The sequence below is a fragment of the Aquipuribacter nitratireducens genome, from assembly GCF_037860835.1.
Lineage (GTDB): Bacteria > Actinomycetota > Actinomycetes > Actinomycetales > JBBAYJ01 > Aquipuribacter > Aquipuribacter nitratireducens.
This window is the reverse complement of the sequence record NZ_JBBEOG010000003.1, coordinates 367428-386562: the sequence shown is the minus strand read 5'-3', so window position 1 is coordinate 386562 and position 19135 is coordinate 367428. Positions and strand designations below refer to the sequence as shown.

The 19135-nt window shown below is 74.7% G+C and carries 18 protein-coding genes; 11 read left to right on the top strand and 7 right to left on the bottom strand.

Annotation, left to right across the window (positions count from 1 at the left end):
- Positions 1–43 precede the first annotated feature (43 nt).
- The 4 genes from WAB14_RS08100 to WAB14_RS08085 all read left to right on the top strand — a co-directional run bounded on the left by WAB14_RS08100 (position 44) and on the right by WAB14_RS08085 (position 3506).
- Complete coding sequence (locus WAB14_RS08100; RefSeq protein ID WP_340269053.1) at positions 44–877, top strand: ABC transporter permease; 834 nt, start codon at positions 44–46, stop codon at positions 875–877.
- Positions 874–1716 (top strand): ABC transporter permease, encoded by an 843-nt coding sequence (locus WAB14_RS08095; RefSeq protein WP_340269052.1) that lies wholly within the window; start codon positions 874–876, stop codon positions 1714–1716. Before WAB14_RS08100 ends, WAB14_RS08095 begins: the two co-directional genes overlap by 4 nt.
- A 198-nt stretch (positions 1717–1914) precedes the next feature.
- A complete protein-coding gene (gene recA, locus WAB14_RS08090; RefSeq protein ID WP_340269174.1) occupies positions 1915–2964 on the top strand; it encodes a recombinase RecA in 1050 nt (349 codons plus the stop codon).
- A gap of 11 nt (positions 2965–2975) precedes the next feature.
- Positions 2976–3506, top strand: a complete 531-nt coding sequence (locus WAB14_RS08085) for a regulatory protein RecX (RefSeq protein ID WP_340269051.1) — start codon at positions 2976–2978, stop codon at positions 3504–3506.
- Here the strand turns inward: WAB14_RS08085 and WAB14_RS08080 are convergent.
- The 4 genes from WAB14_RS08080 to WAB14_RS08065 all read right to left on the bottom strand — a co-directional run bounded on the left by WAB14_RS08080 (position 3431) and on the right by WAB14_RS08065 (position 7001).
- On the bottom strand, positions 3431–4489 hold the full coding sequence (locus WAB14_RS08080) for an amino acid ABC transporter permease (RefSeq protein WP_340269050.1): 1059 nt from the start codon (positions 4487–4489) through the stop codon (positions 3431–3433). The genes WAB14_RS08085 and WAB14_RS08080 overlap by 76 nt on opposite strands.
- Positions 4486–5136, bottom strand: a complete 651-nt coding sequence (locus WAB14_RS08075) for an amino acid ABC transporter permease (RefSeq protein WP_340269049.1) — start codon at positions 5134–5136, stop codon at positions 4486–4488. The genes WAB14_RS08080 and WAB14_RS08075 overlap by 4 nt, the downstream gene beginning before the upstream one ends.
- A gap of 75 nt (positions 5137–5211) precedes the next feature.
- Positions 5212–6168: a glutamate ABC transporter substrate-binding protein gene (locus tag WAB14_RS08070; protein ID WP_340269048.1), complete on the bottom strand. Its 957-nt coding sequence runs from the start codon at positions 6166–6168 to the stop codon at positions 5212–5214.
- 59 nt (positions 6169–6227) lie between these two features.
- A complete protein-coding gene (locus tag WAB14_RS08065; protein WP_340269047.1) occupies positions 6228–7001 on the bottom strand; it encodes an amino acid ABC transporter ATP-binding protein in 774 nt (257 codons plus the stop codon).
- Between the two features lie 198 nt (positions 7002–7199).
- On the opposite strand from WAB14_RS08065, the gene WAB14_RS08060 reads away from it, so the two are divergent.
- The 7 genes from WAB14_RS08060 (at position 7200) to dapF (ending at position 16439) form a co-directional block, all read left to right on the top strand.
- Positions 7200–8618 carry a M28 family peptidase gene (locus WAB14_RS08060; protein ID WP_340269046.1) on the top strand — a complete coding sequence of 473 codons (1419 nt, stop codon included), beginning with the start codon at positions 7200–7202 and terminating at the stop codon, positions 8616–8618.
- A gap of 52 nt (positions 8619–8670) precedes the next feature.
- Positions 8671–10203 (top strand): tRNA (N6-isopentenyl adenosine(37)-C2)-methylthiotransferase MiaB, encoded by a 1533-nt coding sequence (gene miaB / locus WAB14_RS08055; RefSeq protein WP_340269045.1) that lies wholly within the window; start codon positions 8671–8673, stop codon positions 10201–10203.
- 250 nt (positions 10204–10453) lie between these two features.
- Complete coding sequence (locus WAB14_RS08050; RefSeq protein WP_340269044.1) at positions 10454–10624, top strand: hypothetical protein; 171 nt, start codon at positions 10454–10456, stop codon at positions 10622–10624.
- A 49-nt stretch (positions 10625–10673) separates the two neighbouring features.
- Complete coding sequence (locus tag WAB14_RS08045) at positions 10674–13742, top strand: helix-turn-helix transcriptional regulator (RefSeq protein ID WP_340269043.1); 3069 nt, start codon at positions 10674–10676, stop codon at positions 13740–13742.
- Between the two features lie 56 nt (positions 13743–13798).
- Complete coding sequence (locus WAB14_RS08040; protein ID WP_340269042.1) at positions 13799–14551, top strand: hypothetical protein; 753 nt, start codon at positions 13799–13801, stop codon at positions 14549–14551.
- The gene (miaA, locus tag WAB14_RS08035) at positions 14548–15498 is read left to right on the top strand and encodes a tRNA (adenosine(37)-N6)-dimethylallyltransferase MiaA (protein WP_340269041.1); all 951 of its coding nucleotides are present in this window, start codon (positions 14548–14550) and stop codon (positions 15496–15498) included. Before WAB14_RS08040 ends, miaA begins: the two co-directional genes overlap by 4 nt.
- Positions 15495–16439, top strand: a complete 945-nt coding sequence (gene dapF / locus WAB14_RS08030) for a diaminopimelate epimerase (protein WP_340269040.1) — start codon at positions 15495–15497, stop codon at positions 16437–16439. The genes miaA and dapF overlap by 4 nt, the downstream gene beginning before the upstream one ends.
- On the opposite strand, the gene WAB14_RS08025 is transcribed toward dapF, so the two are convergent.
- Genes WAB14_RS08025 through WAB14_RS08015 form a run of 3 tightly spaced genes read right to left on the bottom strand, consistent with a single transcriptional unit; the run spans position 16400 to position 19130 of the window.
- Complete coding sequence (locus WAB14_RS08025) at positions 16400–17020, bottom strand: class I SAM-dependent methyltransferase (protein WP_340269039.1); 621 nt, start codon at positions 17018–17020, stop codon at positions 16400–16402. The genes dapF and WAB14_RS08025 overlap by 40 nt on opposite strands.
- Positions 17017–18012, bottom strand: a complete 996-nt coding sequence (locus WAB14_RS08020; RefSeq protein ID WP_340269038.1) for a calcium/sodium antiporter — start codon at positions 18010–18012, stop codon at positions 17017–17019. The genes WAB14_RS08025 and WAB14_RS08020 overlap by 4 nt, the downstream gene beginning before the upstream one ends.
- Positions 18009–19130, bottom strand: coding sequence for a calcium/sodium antiporter (locus tag WAB14_RS08015; RefSeq protein WP_340269037.1), 1122 nt, complete (start codon positions 19128–19130; stop codon positions 18009–18011). Before WAB14_RS08015 ends, WAB14_RS08020 begins: the two co-directional genes overlap by 4 nt.
- Between the last annotated feature and the right edge of the window lie 5 nt (positions 19131–19135).

Here is a 19135-nt window from a genome sequence, read left to right as displayed (position 1 = left end):
ACCCCGCGCTAGCCTTCGCGGCGATCGGTGAGTGGAGGGTGCGATGTCGGCCGAGGGGGCGCCGGGAACGATCCGGCGATCGCAGTCGCCGACGCCGTCGCACCCGACCCGGCTGCTGTGGTGGCGCGCCGCCGCCTACTGGTTCGTGCTGTCCCGGGCCTGGTGGCGTTCCCTCGTCGCCCGCTCGGTGCTCGAGCCGCTGCTGTACCTCGTCGGCCTGGGCTTCGGGCTCGGGACGCTCGTCGACGCCGGCGGGGACGCCCCCGGCGGCGTGCCGTACGCCGCCTACGTGGCCCCGGGCGTCCTCGTCGCCTCCGCCATGCAGTCGGGCTTCGGGGAGTCGGCGTGGCCGGTCCTCGGGGCCATCAAGTGGCAGCGGCAGTACCACGCCCAGCTCGCCTCGCCGCTTCGGGTGCGCGACGTGCTCGTCGGGCACATGGTCTTCATCGCCGTCCGCCTCGCCGTCACGATCGTGCCGTTCTTCGCCGTCATGGCGGCGCTCGGACTGGTCGCGTGGCCGTGGGCCCCGCTCGCGGTGCTCGTGGGGCTGCTCACGGGCACGGCGTTCGCCCTCCCCATCGCGGCGTACTCCGCGACGGTGTCGAACGACACCTCCTTCGCCCTGCTCCTGCGCTTCGCCCTCATCCCGATGTTCCTGTTCGCCGGGGTCTTCTTCCCCGTCGCGGACCTGCCGGGCCTCCTGCAGCCCGTCGTGTGGCTCACGCCCCTGTGGCACGGTGTCGAGCTCGCCCGCGCCGCCACGCTCGGTCTCGCGCCGGCGCCGCTGGTCGTCGCGGGCCACGTCGCCTACCTCGTCGCGTGGGTGGTCGCCGGCCTGCTCGTCGCGCTCCGCACGTACACCCGGCGGCTCACGTGAGCGCGCCCGTCGTGCCGCCGACCCGGCCCCCGGTGCCGGCCTACGGCGTGCTGGGTCGCCTGCTCCCGAGCGGCCCGCCGCCTCGCGCCATGAGCCTGCTCGAGCGGAACATGCGGGCCTACCGCCGCGCGTGGCTCCTCCTGCTCTCGGGGTTCGTCGAGCCCGTCATGTACCTGTTCGGCCTCGGGATCGGTCTCGGGCAGCTGGTCGGCGACGTCACGACCGACTCCGGTCGCCTGGTGCCGTACGCGCTCTTCGTCGCTCCGGCGCTCATGGCGAGCGCGGCGATGAACGGCGCCGTCTTCGACTCCACGTTCAACGTCTTCTTCAAGCTGAAGTACTCGCGGCTGTACGACTCGGTGCTCGCCACGCCCCTGGGGCCGCGCGACGTGGCGGTGGGGGAGACGTCGTGGGCGCTCGTGCGGGGCTCGCTGTATGCCGCCGCCTTCTTCGTCGTGCTCGCCCTCGCCGGCCTCGTGCGGACCCCGTGGGCGCTCCTCATGCTGCCGTCCGCGCTGCTGGTCGGCTGGGCGTTCGCGAGCGTCGGGATGGCGGTGACGACGTACATGCGCAGCTGGCAGGACCTCGACGTCGTCCAGATCGCGATCGTGCCGCTGTTCCTGTTCTCGGCGACCTTCTACCCGGTGTCGACGTACCCGACCTCGGTGGCGTGGCTCGTGCAGCTCTCCCCGCTCTACCACGGCGTCGCCCTGCTGCGGGGGTGCGCGCTGGAGGACCTCGGCTGGGGGCTGCTCGGGCACGCGGCGGTGCTCGTCGGGCTCGGTCTCGCCGGGGTGGCCGTGACGGAGCGACGGCTGCGGTCGCTGCTCCTGCGGTAGGTCTTCCGGTGGTCGATGGCGCGACACGCCGCACGTGTCGCGTCCCGCGTCGAACACGTGTTCGTCCTATGGTTGCCGTGTCCACAGCGCCTGAGGCGGGCCGGTCGTCCACAGCCGGAGCCACCGTCGAGGGTTGTGTCGGAGGCGGTGCCTAGCGTCGTCTCCGTGCCCAGCAGACGACCCGCACGAGGTGACCAGATGCCCGCACCCGCACCCGGTGGCGACCGCGAGAAGGCGCTCGCGACCGCCCTGTCCCAGATCGACAAGCAGTTCGGCAAGGGCTCCGTCATGCGCCTCGGCGACGAGGCGCGCGCCCCGATCGACGTCATCCCCACGGGGTCGATCTCCCTCGACGTCGCCCTCGGCATCGGCGGCCTGCCGCGCGGGCGGGTCGTGGAGGTGTACGGGCCGGAGAGCTCCGGAAAGACCACCGTGGCCCTCCACGCGGTCGCCAACGCGCAGAAGGCGGGCGGGATCGCGGCGTTCGTCGACGCGGAGCACGCGCTCGACCCGGAGTACGCACGCAACCTCGGCGTCGACACCGACGCCCTGCTGGTGTCCCAGCCGGACACCGGCGAGCAGGCGCTCGAGATCACGGACATGCTCATCCGGTCCGGGGCCCTCGACATCATCGTCATCGACTCCGTCGCGGCCCTCGTCCCGCGGGCGGAGATCGAGGGCGAGATGGGTGACAGCCACGTCGGTCTCCAGGCCCGTCTCATGTCGCAGGCGCTGCGGAAGATCACCGGCGCCCTCAGCCACTCGAAGACCACGGCCGTCTTCATCAACCAGCTGCGCGAGAAGGTCGGCGTCGTCTACGGCTCGCCCGAGGTCACCACGGGCGGCAAGGCCCTGAAGTTCTACGCATCGGTCCGTCTCGACGTCCGACGCATCGAGACCCTCAAGGACGGTTCGGAGCCCGTCGGCAACCGGACCAAGGCCAAGATCGTCAAGAACAAGCTCGCCGCGCCGTTCAAGCTCGCCGAGTTCGACATCCTCTACGGCACGGGCATCAGTCGTGAGGGCGGGCTCATCGACATGGGCGTGCAGCACGGCTTCGTCCGCAAGGCCGGCGCCTGGTACACGTACGAGGGCGACCAGCTCGGGCAGGGCAAGGAGAACGCCCGGGCGTTCCTCCGCGACAACCCCGACCTCGCCGACGAGCTCGAGAAGAAGATCAAGGAGAAGCTCGGTGTCGGCGCGAAGGTCGACAGGCCCGCCGTCACCGACGTACCGGTGGAGTTCTGAGCCGGCACCGCATGACCCACGACGGCGCGCGCCCCTCCTCGGACGGCTCCTCGCCCGAGCCGCCCGAGGAGGTGGCCCGCGCCGTCGTGCTGCGTCAGCTCTCCTTCGGGCCCCGCACGCGCGCCCAGCTGCGGGAGAAGGTCCTCGCGAAGGACGTGCCCCCCGACGTCGCCGACGCCGTGCTCGACCGCATGGGCGAGGTCGGGCTCATCGACGACGAGCAGTTCGCCCACGACTGGGTCCGCTCCCGGCACCGCAGCAAGGGGCTGTCCCGGCGGGCGCTCTCCCACGAGCTGCAGCGCAAGGGCGTCGACCGCGCGCTCGTCGACGACGCCCTCACGCAGCTCGACGGTGACGACGAGCGTGCCGCAGCCACCGCGCTCGTCGAGCGGCGACTGCCGTCCCTGCGAGGACTCGACGAGAGACGCGCCGCCAACCGCCTCGTCGGCATGCTCGCGCGCAAGGGCTACCCGCCCGGGTTGTCGGGTGAGGTGGTCCGCCAGGCCCTCCGGTCGTCGGGGCCGACCGAGTTGGCCGACTGAGTTGGCCGACTGGCGGGAGACCGCCTGCTCAGCGCGCCGGGCCGTGCCCGGACGCGTCGCCCGTGCCCGGACGCGTCGCCCGCGTCGGTGCGCCGGTCGTCCGCCGTCGTGGCGTCGGCCACCTGGTCGGCGTCGACGTCGAGGTCGCTGCTCACCTTCGACCGGGACTCGCTGAGCTTCCGCTCCACGTACGTGGCGAGCCGGCTGAGGAGGACGTTGATCGTCACGAACAGGATGATGAGGAGGATGGCGACCTGCAGGGGGTTGCCGAAGAAGTTGCGCAGCTGCTCGCCGATGCGGAGCAGCTCCTCGGGGCCGGTGAGGATGATCCCGGCGAGCGACGTGTCCTTGACGATGACGACGAGCTGGCTGATGAGGGCCGGCAGCATGAGCCGGAACGCCTGCGGCATCTGGATGGTGAGGAGCGTCTGCCGCTTCGTGAGACCGATGGCGAGCCCGGCCTCGCGTTGGCCCCGTGGCAGCGCGGCGACTCCGGCTCGCAGGATCTCGGCGATGACGACGCTGTTGTACAGCGTGAGCCCGATGACGAGCTGCCAGAACGTGTCGAGCCCCACGCCGAGCGCAGGCAGGATCTTGCCGGAGAAGAAGATGAGGACGACGACCGGCGTGCCGCGCAGGAGCTCGACGAGCACGACGACCGGCAGACGGCCGCCGCGTCCGAGCATGAGCCGCGTGGTCGTGACGGCGACCCCGATCGCGAGGCTCAGCGCGATCGCCGCAGCCGCGGCGAGCAGGGTGTTCCTGATGCCCGTACCGACCCGGCCCCACACGGTGACGAAGTCGTCGTCACCTGGCCAGAAGAGCGGCGACCACAGCTCGGGCGAGAACTGACCCTGCTGCCCCAGCCGCCACGCCGCAGCGGCGAGCAGCCCGAGGATGACGGCGATCGAGACCACGGAGATGATGCGCGACCGTCGGCGGGCCCTCGGGCCCGGGGCGTCGTAGAGGACGCTCGTGCTCATCGGACGATCGCCACCTTCCGCTCGAGGAGCCCGAGCAGGGCACCGGTCGGCAGCGTGATGGCGAGGTAGCCGACCCACACGCCGAGGAACACGACGGACACCGCGAAGCCCTGGGCGCTGATGAGCCGGTTCCCGACGCTCAGCAGGTCACCGCCCACGCCGAAGACGCCGAGGATGGCCGAGTTCTTCTGCATGGCGATGATGACGCTGCCGAGCGGTGGCACGACCGACCGGAACGCCTGCGGCATGATCACCTGCCCGAGCGACTGGCCGAAGGTCAGCCCGATGGAGCGGGCGGCCTCCGCCTGACCGGCCGGCACGGCGTTGATGCCCGAGCGGATCGCCTCGCACACGAAGCCCGCCGTGTAGAGCGACAGCCCGAGGACCCCGAGCCAGAAGAACTCCGCGTTGAAGCCGAGCGCCGGGAGCACGAAGGCCGTGAAGAAGAGCATGACCGTCAGCGGGCTGTTCCGGACCAGCGCCACGTACAGCGAGCCGAACCGCTGCAGCGGGGGAGCCGGGGAGACCCGCATCATCGCGAGCACCGTGCCGAGCACCAGGGAGCCGACGAGGGCGAACACGATGATCTCGAGCGAGCGGAGGAAGCCCTCCCAGAACAGGTCGATGTTGTCGACCAGCACACTCACGCGGCGTACTCCTCTCGGCCGGACACGTTCAGCAGCGGGTGGCGCGGCCGCGACCGCGCCACCCGCCGTGTCACATCAGGAGCAGGGGTCGGGCTCGGGGAGCGTCGGCTCCTCGGAGCCCTCGATCGCGCCGGCCGTGGCGTTCCACGCCTCGACGTAGGTCCCGGCCTCCTCGGCCGCCGCCAGGGTCTCGTTGATGAACTCGCAGAACTCGACGTCGCCCTTCTCGATGCCGACGCCGTACGGCTCCTCCGTGAAGGTCTCGCCGGCGATGGCGTACGCGCCGTCGCTCTGCGACACGAAGCCGAGGAGGATGACGTTGTCGGTGGTGACGACGTCGACCTGGTTGTTGTCGAGGGAGTCGACGCACTCCTGGTACGTGGAGAAGAGCGTCAGCTGGTCGTCGGAGGCGAGGTACTCGCGGATGTTCTCCGAGGGGGTCGAGCCCTCGACGGAGCAGACGCGGATCGACTCGTCGGACAACGCCTCGGGGCCGGTGATCTCCGACTCCTCGCCCGCGCGGACCATGAGGGTCTGGCCGGCCTCGTAGTACGGCCCGGCGAAGGTGATGCGCTCACGACGCTCGTCGTTGATCGTGTACGTGGCGACGACCATGTCGACCTGGTCGGTCTCGATGACCTCCTCGCGGATGGCCGACGGCGTCTCGACCCACTCGATCGAGCCCTCGTCGATCCCGAGCTCACCGGCGATGATCTTGGCGATCTCGACGTCGAAGCCCTCGGGGGTGCCCTCGAGGTTCGCCAGGCCGAACAGCGGCTGGTCGAATTTCGTGCCGACTCGGATGCTGCCGGCCTCGGCGAGCTCGGCCATGGTCGTGCCCTCGGCGAAGTCCCCACCGCCCGCGGCGGCGTCGGTGGCCTCGGCGCCGGCGTCGGTGGCCTCGGCCCCCGCGTCGGTCGCGCCGGCTCCGGCGTCGGTGTCGGTGGTGTCGTCCCCGCCGCCGCAGGCGGCGAGGACGAGGGCGGCGACGCTCAGCGCGGCGATGCCGGTGAGCGGGCGGCGTGCGTTCATGGGTTCCCTCCCGGGATGTTCGGGGCGTGGGCTGGGCCCCCGCCGGTGTGGTGCGGGGATCAGTGGGTGAGGATCTTGGACAGGAAGTCCTTCGCGCGGGCGGAGCGCGGGCTCGTGAAGAACGTCTCGGGCTCGGCCTCCTCGACGATCTCGCCGTCGGACATGAAGACGACGCGGTTCGCCGCCTTGCGCGCGAAGCCCATCTCGTGGGTGACGACGATCATCGTCATGCCCTCCTTGGCCAGCGAGGTCATGACGTCGAGCACCTCGTTGATCATCTCGGGGTCGAGCGCCGACGTCGGCTCGTCGAAGAGCATGACCTTCGGCTGCATCGCGAGGGCACGCGCGATCGCGACGCGCTGCTGCTGACCGCCCGAGAGCTGCGCGGGGTACTTCTTGGCCTGGTTGGCGACGCCGACGCGCTCGAGGAGCTGCATCGCCGTCTTCTCCGCCTCGGACTTCTTGACCTTGCGGACCTTCGTCGGCCCGAGGGTCACGTTCTCGAGGACGGTCTTGTGGGCGAAGAGGTTGAACGACTGGAACACCATGCCGACGTCGGCACGGAGCCGGGCCAGCTCCTTGCCCTCGTCGGGCAGCGGCTCCCCGTCGATGGTGATGGAGCCGGACTCGTACGTCTCGAGCCGGTTGATCGTCCGGCACAGCGTCGACTTGCCCGAGCCGGACGGCCCGATGACGACGACCACCTCGCCGCGCTTGACGGTGAGGTCGATGTCCTTGAGGACGTGGAGGTCGCCGAAGTGCTTGTTCACGTCGTCGACCACGACGAGGGGCGCGCCGACAGCCGCAGCGGGGGAGGCCTCCTGATCGGGCATGACGGGCAACCTAGACCGATCGGACCGTGCCGGGCCATGCAGCAGGGCCGACGTTGCCGATCCGTGACCTGGCGCGTCGCAGCGAACGGGTGATGACGGGACGTCTCGCGACAGATGCGGGTGAGCCATTGTCAACCGCGCATAACCGACCGTACGTTCAGCCCGCATCCACCCCACCGCGACCCCGGAGGTCCGCCCGTGTCGACCGAGCCCAGCCCCGATCCGTCCCTCCTCCCCACCCTGACCCGCCGCAGCGCGCTCGCGGCGCTCGGCGGCGCCGCTGCGACCGCGCTCGCCGCGCCCGCCTGGGCCGTGGACGCCGTCCGACCCGGCGCCGTGGCAGCGCCCGCCCTGACCGCACGCGACCGGGTCGTCGTCCAGCGGGTCTCCGCTGCCCGCGCGATCGAGCACATCGTCGAGCTGTCGGAGGGCGTCGGGCCGCGCATCGGCGGCACGCCGTCGGAGCGTGCGGCCGCCGACTACCTCGCCGGTGTCCTCGACTCCTACGGCTACGACGTGCGCCTCGAGCCGTTCCCGGTCGCAGACAAGTTCCTCGCCGAGGTCATGGGCAGCCCCGCCCTCGACGGCGACATCTGCTGGCAGGCGGGCGCCTCGCCGCAGGCCGCGCTCGACACGACGGTGACCGGTCCGGTCGTGGACGCCCTCGACGGCACCGGCGGTGGGGACCTCAGCGGTGCCGTCGTGCTCGTCGACACCCCCCTGGGCGTGTCGACCGCGGTCCGCACGCAGCGCGTGCAGGCCGCGGTCGCCCGCGGCGCCGCGGCCGTGCTCGTCCTGCCGGCCGACCCCACCGACCCGATCCGCCGGGCCCAGGCCGCGTCGGTCGCGCTGTCCACCCCGGTCGCCGTGCCCGTCGTCGGTGTCGCCACCGTGCAGAAGTACCGCCTGCGGGAGGCGCTGGCCCGCGGCCCGATGACCCTCACCGTGCGCACCCAGGCGTTCCGTGGGCTCACCTCCCACAACGTGCTCGCCGAGCGGGCCGGGAGGGGACGCCCCGACGGCAGCCGCCCCGCGCTCATGGTCTGCGCGCACTACGACTCCGTGATCGGCGCCCCCGGCGCCAACGACGACGGTTCCGGTACCGCGCTCACCGTCGAGATCGCGCGAGTCATGCGGTCGCTGCCGACGGAGGCCGACCTGCGGTTCTCGTTGTGGGGCTCGGAGGAGCAGGGGCTCATCGGCTCCCGCTTCCACGTCGCGCAGCTCGACCAGGCCGAGCGCGACCGCCTGCTCGGCGTCTACAACAACGACATGGTCGCGACGAGCTGGGACCCGGCGACGCGCTACTGGGTGCTGTCGTGGGACGGCTCCGCCAACGTCATCAACCAGTCGGTCATCGCCGCCGCCGAGCGTCTCGGCTACGCACCGTCGCTGTCGCCGGTCACCACCCGTGGCGCCAGCGACCACCAGTCCTTCCAGGAGCGGGGCATCGCGAGCAGCAACTTCTCGTGGCGCGGGGAGGCCTCGCCCGCGCTGCTGGAGCCGCCCTACCACTCGCCGGAGGACACCGTCGCCAAGAACATCTCCCCGGAGCGCATGCAGGTGAGCCTCGAGCTCATCGGCTCCGCGCTCTACGAGCAGGCCCGCGCGGTCTGAGCCGCTCGACGCGTCCGGGCGGGGGTGCACGTCGCCGTACGCTGGTGCCGCCATGACCAGCAGCACGAGCACCCCCGCGCCGGCCGTCCGCACCTACCACGTGCGGACGTTCGGCTGCCAGATGAACGTCCACGACTCCGAGCGCCTCACCGGGCTCCTCGAGGAGGCGGGCTACGTCGCCGCCGACGCGGACCTCGTCGCCCGCGAGGGCGCCGACGTGGTGGTGCTCAACACGTGCGCGGTCCGGGAGAACGCCGACAACAAGCTGTACGGCAACCTCGGCCACCTCGCCCCCGTCAAGCAGCGTCGCCCCGGCATGCAGATCGCCGTCGCCGGCTGCCTCGCCCAGAAGGACCGTGGCGAGATCGTGCGGCGGGCGCCGTGGGTCGACGTCGTCATCGGCACCCACAACCTCGGGTCGCTGCCCGGTCTCCTCGAGCGGGCCCGGCACAACGCCGAGGCGCAGGTCGAGATCCTCGAGTCGCTCGAGGTGTTCCCCTCGACGCTGCCGACGCGGCGGGAGTCCGCCTACGCCGCGTGGGTGTCGATCAGCGTCGGGTGCAACAACACGTGCACCTTCTGCATCGTCCCGAGCCTGCGTGGCAAGGAGAAGGACCGCCGGCCCGGCGACGTCCTCGCCGAGGTGGAGGCGCTGGTCGGCGAGGGCGTCGTCGAGGTCACGCTGCTGGGGCAGAACGTCAACAGCTACGGCGTCGAGTTCGGGGACCGCCTCGCCTTCGGCAGGCTGCTGCGCGCCGTCGGGGCGGTGCCCGGCATCGAGCGGGTCCGCTTCACGAGCCCGCACCCCGCGGCGTTCACCGACGACGTCATCGACGCGATGGCCGAGACGCCGACGGTGATGCCGCAGCTCCACATGCCGCTGCAGTCCGGCTCGGACCGGGTGCTGCGCGCCATGCGGCGCTCGTACCGCTCCGAGCGGTTCCTCGGCATCATCGACCGGGTCCGCGCCGCCATGCCGGACGCCGCGATCAGCACCGACATCATCGTCGGCTTCCCCGGCGAGACCGAGGAGGACTTCCTCGCGACGCTCGACGTCGTGCGTCGTGCGCGTTTCGCCAACGCCTTCACCTTCCAGTACTCGACGCGACCGGGCACCCCGGCGGCGGACCTGCCGGAGCAGCTGCCGAAGGCCGTCGTGCAGGAGCGGTACGAACGCCTCGTCGCGCTCCAGGAGGAGATCTCGTGGGCGGAGAACCGGGCCCAGGAGGGCCGCCGCCTCGAGCTCCTCGTCGCCGAGGGGGAGGGCCGCAAGGACGGCGTGACCGCGAGGCTGAGCGGGCGGGCCCCGGACAACCGCCTCGTGCACTTCGCCCCCCACCCCGCACCCGGGGCGGAGCCGGCGGAGGGTGACATCCGGCCCGGGGACGTCGTCGAGGTGGAGGTGACGTACGGCGCCCCGCACCACCTCGTCGCGGACGCCGGCGTGCTGTCGGTGCGGCGCACCCGTGCCGGCGACGCGTGGGAGGCCCGCCAGGCCCGCCCTGCCGGCACCGACGGGGGGAGCGGCCCGGGTCCCGTCACGGTCGGGCTCGGCATGCCCCGGGTCGGGGTACCGACCGGTTGACCCACCAGGACCTCGGGCCCCTCGGGGCCCCGAGGCCCCCTCAGCCACCCCTCAGGCGCTCGCCGGACGACCTCAGGGCGGCGGCCGTCCGGCCGCCGGGCCCTCAGGTCGCCGACAGGGCGACTCAGGCCGCCTCGCCTTCTGCGACGCGCAAGGGCGGCGTGGTCGTCCGATCCGCCGGGCCGTCTCTGAGACCGACTCTGGTAGTGCCCGGGAGGAACGACCTCCCGGGGAACCGGAGGAGGCCACCGTGTCGCACGACCTGATGACCGTGGGGATGCTCGCCGACGCCGAGCTCGCCTACCGCCGCGAGCGGCTCGCCCGCGACGTCGCATCCGCCCGCGGCCTCGTGTCCCGGCTGATCGCCCGCCGTCGGGCGCGCGTCGCACGGCGGGACGAGGACCTCGTCCTCGCCGCGTGACGGGTGAGTGCTCTCGTCCCGTGTCGGGGGCGCCTGCCACGATGAGGCGGTGTCCCGCCTGAGCCTCGACGCGCCGCTGGTCGGACGGGCCGACGAGCTCGCCCGGCTCCTCGACCGCTTCGAGCAGGCCGCGTCCGGACGCCCGGGCGCGGTCCTGCTCGCGGGCGACGCCGGGGCCGGCAAGACGCGCCTCGTCGAGGCCGTCGCCGAGCGGGTCGCCGGCGTCGGGGCGCTCGTGCTGCGCGGGCACTGCGTCGACTTCGGTGCCGCCGGCCTGCCGTACCTCGCGTTCGCCGAGGCGCTCGGCGACCACCTCTCCGCCACCGGGGCCGTGCTGCCGGAGGCGCTCGCGCCCCTCCTCGGCGCCGCGGCGCCGCCGGCGACCCCGGCACCGCCGCCGCTGGACGCCGTCGCCGACGCCACGGCGGTGGAGGTCGGCCGGCTCAGGCTCTTCGAGGCCGTCGCCGCGCACCTCGGCGGGCTGTCGCGGCAGCAGCCCCTGCTGCTCGTCGTCGAGGACCTCCACTGGGCCGACCCGTCCTCCCGGGACCTCCTGCGCTACCTGCTGGGACGCATGCGGCGCGAGCGGGTGCTGGTCGTCACCACCTACCGCAGCGACGACCTCCACCGCTCGCACCCCGTGCGCGGTCTCCTCGGTGAGCTCGCGCGGCTGCCGCACGTCGAACGGGTCGAGGTCCGACCGTTCGACCGGCCGGGCATGGCCCGCTTCCTCGCGGTGCTCGCCGGTCGGGACGTACCGGCCGGGACCGTGCAGCGGGTCCTCGACCGCTCGGAGGGGAACGCGTACTTCGCCGAGGAGCTGTTCGCCGCCGGCGACCGTCCCGGCGTGCCCGACGGCCTCGCCGACGTGCTGCTGGCCCGCCTCGAGCGGCTGTCGCCGCGCGGGCGGCAGGTGGCGCGCGTCGCGTCGGTCGGCGGTCGCCGGGTCGACGACACCCTCCTCGCGGCCGTGAGCGGGCTGCCGCGGGACGAGCTCGACGACGCCCTCCGCGAGGCGGTGTCCGCGCAGGTGCTGCGCCCCGAGGGGGAGCGGTTCGCGTTCCGGCACGCCCTCCTGCAGGAGGTCGTGTACGACGACCTCCTGCCGGGAGAGCGGCGCCGCTGGCACGGGGAGTACGCCGCGGCCCTCGTCGCGGCCCTCGACGACGCCACGACCGGCGGTCCGGCCGCCGTGGGGGGCAGCGCCGCGGAGCTCGCCCACCACGCGCTCGCGGCGCACGACCTCCCCACGGCGCTGTCGGCGTGCGTCCGGGCGGCCGACGAGGCGGTGGACCGGCTCGCGCCACGGCAGGCGCTCGCCCACCTGGAACGGGCGATCGAGCTGTACGACGCGGTGCCCGACGCGGCCGCCAGGCTCGGTCAGGACGACGTCGACCTGCACCGCCGCGCCGCGGGGCTCGCGAGCCGCTGCGGCCAGGTGGAGCGTGCCGTGGCGCTGGCACGGGGGGCGCTGGACCGTGCGCACGCCGCAGGCGACGCCCACCGTGAGGGCACCCTCCAGCACCGCCTCGCCCAGCACCTCATCGCCGCCGAGCGGACCGAGGAGGCCCTCGAGCACGCCCGGGCCGCGGTCGCCCTGCTCGACGTCGACGGCACGGCGACCGACGCGGTCGTCCGCGAGGGGCCGCCCCACGTCGTCCGCGACCGGGCCTGGGCGCTGGCCGGCCTCGCGCGCGCCCTCATGCTCGCCGGGGCCCCGCAGGCCCGGCAGGCGGCCGAGCGGGCCCTCGCCGTCGCCGTCGAGGCCGGGCTCACCGACGTCGAGGCCGACGCGCTCGCGACGGTCGCCGTCTCGGTCGCCGACGACGTCGCGGGCGCCGGCGACCCGGAGGCGGTGGAGCGGCTCGCCGACGAGCGCCTCGTCCAGGCGGTCCAGCGGTCCCGCTCCGCGGGCGACCTGCTGACGGAGCTGCGCGCCTCGGTCAACCTCGGCTGGTCCCGGCACCACCGCGGCGACCTCGAGGGCGCCCTCGCGGTGGCCGACGACGCCGTCGAGCGAGCCGGGGCGGCGGGGCTGCTGTGGAGCCCGCTCGCCGTCGAGCTGCGGGTGCTGCGCCGCCTCGCCCGGTACATGACGGGGCGCTGGCGCTCCCGTCCGGAGGCCGACACCGACCTCGCGCCCGACACGCCCTCCGCCCGGCTCGCGGCGATCGACCTCTACGTCGCCGTCGGCCGCGGCGACGAGGCGGCCGACGCCGCCGTCGAGCGGCTCGTTCCCCTGCGCGGGCTCGACCTCGGGGTCCAGGTCGTCGTCGACGGGTGCCTCGCCGAGCTGCGCCGCTGGCAGGGGCGCCCCGAGGAGGCCGCCGACCTCGCCCGGGCGGGACGTGACGAGCTCGCCCGCGCGGCCGGTGAGGACCACCTCGGTCTCGTGTGGTTCGGCGCGGTCGAGGTGGCCGCCCTCGCCGACGTCGCCGAGGAGGCGCTGCTGCGCCGGGACGAGACCCGCGCCGGCGCCCTCGCCCGGCGGGCGGAGCGCCGTGCGGCGGCCGTCGAGGAGCTCGTCGCGCGCGCCGACGCCGACCCCCACCCGCGGTCCCGCCCCGGCCTGGAGGCGCTGGCGTGGCGGGCCCGCCTGCGTGCGGAGCTCGCCCGGCTCGGCCCGGACCCCGTGCCCGCGTGGCGGGAGGCGGTGACGGCGTTCACCTCCCTCGGTCACCCCTTCGAGGCCGCCCGCTGCCACCTCGGCCTCGCCGCAGCCCTCCTCGCCTCCGGCGGCCGTGTCAGCTCACGGGACGAGGTCGAGGCCCTCGTCGCGCAGGTCCGCGGCGTCGCGACCGAGCTGCGGGCGACCCCCCTGCTGGACCGCGCCGACGCGCTGGCCCGCCGGGCCGGGCTCGCCGGTGGCGCCGAGCCGGAGCTGCCGCACCCGCTGACGGCCCGCGAGCGCGAGGTCCTCGGCCTCGTCGCCCACGGCCTGACGAACCGCCAGGTCGGCGCCGCGCTCTTCATCAGCGAGAAGACCGTCTCCGTGCACCTGTCGAACCTCATGGCGAAGCTGGGGGCGGGCAGCCGCACCGAGGCGGTGTCCCTCGCCCACCGCGGGGGCCTGCTGCCCGTGGAGCCGCACGGCCGTCAGGGGGACGGACAGGGCTGACAGGGCCTGACAGGGCTGACACGGCCCGGCGCCGCCCGCCCGGCTACCGTGACGCGGTGCCCGTGACCGCCGCCTGCCTGGTCCCGGCGGCGCCGGTCCTGCTGCCGTGGTTGACGGGCACCGCCGTGCCCGAGGTCGCGCCCGTCCGGGACGCCGTCCACGAGGCGCTCGACGTCCTCGACGGCTGTGACCGGGTCGTCCTCGTGGCGACGCAGGTGCCGGGGACGCTCGCCGGGTTCGGCTCCCCGCTCCCGCCGCCGGTCCCCTCCCGCGCCCGCGGGTCCTGGCCGCACGAGCTCGGCCACGCGCTGCTCGACTCACGACCCGGTCACGACGCCGCCCCCGACTGGCGCCCCGGCCGGGAGGAGACGTCGTGGGACCGGGTCGGGCCCGACCCCGCCGCGTCCGCGGCCTGGTGCGCGGCGCAGGACGCCCGGCCCGGCACGACCGGGCTGCTCCTCCTCGCCGACGGCTCCCGCACGCGCGGCCCCCGGGCCCCCGGTGGGGACGACCCCCGGGGGGAGACCGTCGACCGCTCCCTCGCGCGAGCGGCCCGTGCGGGCCGTCCCGTCCCGGCCCGGACGCGCGCCGTGGCGCCGGAGGTCGGCGCCGACGCGTGCCCGGCCGTCGACCTCCTCGCGCACCTCGCCGCGTTGCCGGCGCTGCCCCTGGCGCCCGTGGTCACCGGTCCGGGTCGCGCCCGGGCCGCCCACGACCCGGTCCCGACGACGCGCCCGCGGGCCCGGGTCCTCCTGGCGGCGGCCCCCCTCGGCGTCGGGTACCTCGTCGCGGCGTGGCGCGCCCGGTGACCCCCGGTCCGGTGCTCGCCGTCGTCGGGGCCACCGCCACGGGCAAGTCGGACGTCGCCGTCGCGCTCTGCGAGGCCCTCGACGGGGAGGCGGTCAACGCCGACTCCATGCAGGTGTACGTCGGCATGGACGTCGGCACCGCGAAGCTGACCGGGGTGGAGCGCCGGGGCGTCCCGCACCACCTCCTCGACCTGTGGCCGGTCACCCGGCCCGCAGCCGTCGCCGAGTACCAGCGGCTCGCACGGACCGCCTTCGCCGACGTCCGCGCGCGCGGGCGCGTGCCGGTCCTCGTCGGCGGGTCCGGGCTCTACGTGCGCGCCGCGCTCGACGACCTCCGCTTCCCCGGGACGGACCCAGCCGTGCGTGCCCGGCTGCAGGCCGAGGCCGACGAGGCGGGTGCGCTCGCCATGCACGAGCGGCTGCGGGTCGTCGACCCGGCGGCGGCCGCCGCCATCCTCCCCGGCAACGTCCGGCGGACCGTGCGCGCCCTCGAGGTGGTCGAGCTCACGGGTCGCCCGTTCAGCGCCTCGCTGCCGGCGCCCGGGGCGGCCTCACGTGCCGTGCCCGCCGTCGTGGTGGGTCTGCGCCGGGACCGGGGCGACGTCGACCGGCGCATCGCCGCCCGCGTCGACCGGATGTGGGAGCAGGGGCTCGTCGCGGAGGTCGAGCACCTGCGGGGGCTGGGTCTGGAGGACGGGCCGACCGCCTCCCGTGCGGTCGGCTACGCCCAGGTGCTCGACCTGCTCGCGGGGCGCCTCGACGAGGCGGAGGCCCGGGCCCGCACGGTGTCGGCGACCCGGCGCCTGGTCCGGCGCCAGGAGTCGTGGTTCGGCGCCGACCCGGATGTCGCGTGGGTCGACGTCGGCGAGGGCGACACCGTCGAGGACCTCCTCGCGCGGGTCCGCCCCGAGGTCGAGCGCCGGCTGCAGGGGATGATGGGCCGGTGACGTCCCCCCTGCGAGCCGACGGCCTGCACGCCGTCAAGGCCCACGGCACCGGCAACGACTTCGTCGTGGTCGTCGACCCCGACGACACGTGGCCGCTCGACCCGGCGGTGGTCCGCGCCCTGTGCGACCGCCGCACCGGCGTCGGCGCCGACGGGGTGATCCGCGCCGTCCGTGCGGACGTCGAGGGCCGCGACGGCTGGTTCATGGACCACGTCAACGCCGACGGCTCGCTCGCGGAGATGTGCGGCAACGGGGTCCGGGTCCTCGCCCACGGCCTCGTCGACGCCGGCCTCGTGCCCGCCGACGCGGGCGAGGTCCCCGTGCTGTCGCGCGCCGGTGCGCGCCCGGTGCGGCTGGTCGCGGGTGGCTACCCCGTCTACGCCGTCGACATGGGGCCCGTGACCGTGGCCGACGACGTCGTCGCCGTCACCGTGCGGCAGGGCGAGCGCGTGCGGCGGCTGCCCGGCCTGGCCGTCGACGTCGGCAACCCGCACGTCGTCGTCGACGTCGGCGCCGCCGCGGACGTCCTCGACGCCGACCTCACCGTGCGGCCGGGCCTGGAGCCGGAGCCGTCGCACGGGGCGAACGTCGAGCTGATCGGGGCGGTCGGGCGCGGGGAGGACCCGCACACCGGTTACCTGCGGATGCGGGTCCACGAGCGGGGGGTCGGGGAGACCCTCTCGTGCGGCACCGGCGCCGTCGCGGCCGCCGTCGCGGCTGCGTCCCGCCACGCGCACCGCCGCTGGACCGTCGACGTACCGGGCGGACGTCTCCGGGTGCGCCTGCGCCACCGCGAGGGTGTGGGGCTCGTCGGGTCCGAGCTGGCGGGCCCGGCCACCGTCGTGGCGAGGCTCGTCGTCGACCATGGCTGGCTGGCGCGGGCGCAGGAGCCCGCACCGGCTCAGGATGAGACGGAGCGGGAGACGACGAGCACCCGGTAGCCCTTGCTGCTCGCGGTCCGCGCGGTCCGGAACCCCACGGGCAGGGTGTGCTCGAGCCAGCGGTGCAGGGAGTCCGCTCCGAGGTTGCGCTGGACGACGAGCTCGGCGTGCCCGCCGGGGGCGAGCCGGGGGAGCCACTGCTGGAGGAGCGCGTGGAGGGCGTCCTTGCCGACGCGGATCGGCGGGTTCGACCAGATAGCGGCGAACGCGACCTCGTCCGGGACCGCCTCCGGCGCGACGACCCGCACGTTCGTGAGGCCGGTCGCGGCCGCGTTGGCCTCCGTCAGCTCACGTGCGCGGGGGTTGACGTCGACGGCCCACACCGTCGCCGCGGGGCAGCGCCGGGCAAGGACGAGGGACAGGGGCCCCCAGCCGCAGCCGAGGTCGAGGTGGTCGCCGTGGCCGGGCACCGGCCCGGCGTGCCGCAGGAGCACCGCGGTCCCGGGGTCGAGTCGCTCGCGGCTGAAGACGCCGTCCGCCGTCTGCACCCGCGTCGGCACCCCGTCGAGGTCGACGTCGAGGTCGTGCCGCCGTCCCGTCCCGGCCGGGGCGGAGAAGTAGTGCTGGGTGCGGTCGGTCACGGGCCCAGGGTGCCGCCCTCCGGCTCCGCCACGCCAGCGAGCAGCACCACCGACGTCACGTACACGGCGTACGCGACGAGCAGGAGCCCGCCCTCGACGCGACTCAGTCGCGTCCCCGTCAGCGCCATCACGAGGACGGCGACCGTCGCCGCCACCATGACGGGCAGGTCGACCCGCAGCGCGGTCCCCGCAACCGCCACGCCCACCGGGCTGAGGACCGCGGACAGGCCGAGCACCGAGCCGAGGTTGAACACGTTGCTGCCGAGCACGTTGCCGAGCGCGAGGTCGCGCTGTCCCCGAAGCACCGCCACGAGGGACGTCGCGAGCTCCGGGAGCGACGTCCCGACCGCGACGACCGTGAGCCCGACGGTGAGCTCGTCGAGCCCGAGTGCCGCGCCGACCCCGAGCGCGCCCCGCACGACGAGGTCCGCGGCGACGACCAGCACGGCGACGCCCGCCACGACGAGCCCGAGGTGCCCGAGGAGCCGCGTCATCGCCCCCGGCCCGCGGGGGCCGGCGTCGTCCGGCCCCACGGGCGGGTCCGGTCCACGTGCAGTGCGGCGCCGGACGGCCCGCACGACGTGGACGACGAGGGCACCGACGAGAAGCAGTCCGTCGAGGCGTGAGTAGCGCAGGTCGAGGGCGAGGACGACCGCGAGCGCGGACAGGACGAGCAGGGGCAGGACGTCGCTCCGGACGACCCCCGGCCGCACGACGAGCGGGGCGACGACGGTGCTCGCCCCGAGGACGAGGAGGAGGTTGGCGACGTTGCTGCCGAGCACCCCGCCGAAGGCGAGGTCCGGCTCGCCGCGGAGCGTCGCGTCGAGCGCCACGGCCAGCTCCGGCGCCGAGGTCGCGAACGACACCAGCGTGAGCCCCACGACCAGCGGGCCGAGACCGAGCCAAGCCCCCAGCCCCGAGCCGCCGCGGACCAGGAGCTCACCGCCCGCCGCCAGCCCGAGCAGCCCGACGGCGAGGAGGACGGCCGTCACGACGGGGGCGGGTCGGCCCGTCCGGTGCGTCGACGCCGCCGCAGCACCCGCACCTCCGCGACGACGAGCACCGCGAGCGTGAGGGCCGTCAGCGGCAGCAGGAACGACAGCACCACCCCGCCGAGCACGGGCAGGGACTCGTGGCCCGTGGCGTCGAGCACGAGGTAGACGACGTAGACCGCGTAGTAGGCGACGAAGACCGCACCCTCCCACCGCGCCACGGCCGCGCCCGTGAAGACGACCGGCAGCAGGGCCAGCGCCACCACGACCATGACGGGCAGGTCGAGGGCCAGCGCGCCGTCGCTCACCGGGACGCCGCCCGGGCTGATGACCGCGGCGAGGCCGAGCACGGCCCCGAGGTTGAAGACGTTGCTGCCGACGACGTTGCCGACCGCGAGGTCCCGCTCGCCCCGGACGGCCGCGATCACGGACGTCGCGAGCTCGGGGAGCGAGGTGCCGACCGCGACGACCGTCAGCCCCATGACGAGGTCGCTGACACCCAGTGCGGCGCCGATGCCCGTCGCGGCCCCCACCAGCAGGCGGGCACCCAGCACGAGCAGCCCGACGCCGACGACCACGAGGAGGACGTCGACCCCGACCCGTCGTGCGCTGCGGGCGGGACGCCGGACCGGTGCCTGCGTCGTGCCGGCGCTGCGCCGTTCCGTGCGCCGGGACGCGACGACGAGCCACGCGGTGTAGGCGAGCAGCAGCGCGACGAGCACCACCCCGTCGAGGCGTCCGATCCCGCCGTCGAGCGCGAGGACGAGCGCCAGCACCGAGAAGCCGATCATCACCGGGACGTCCTGCCGCAGCACACCCGTCGCGACGGCCAGCGGCAGCACGAGCGCCGACAGGCCCAGGACGAGCAGGACGTTCGCGATGTTGCTGCCCACGACGTTGCCGACGGCGAGCTCGGGGGAGCCGGCGAGCGTCGCGTCGAGGGTGACGGCGAGCTCGGGGGCGGACGTCGCGAACGAGACCACCGTGAGGCCGACGACGAGCGGGGACAGCCCGAGCGCGAGGGCGAGCCCCCCGGCGCCGCGGACCAGGAGCTCGCCGCCCACGACCAGCACCACGAGACCACCGAGCAGGGACAGGATCGTGAGGGCGTCGACCACGCCAC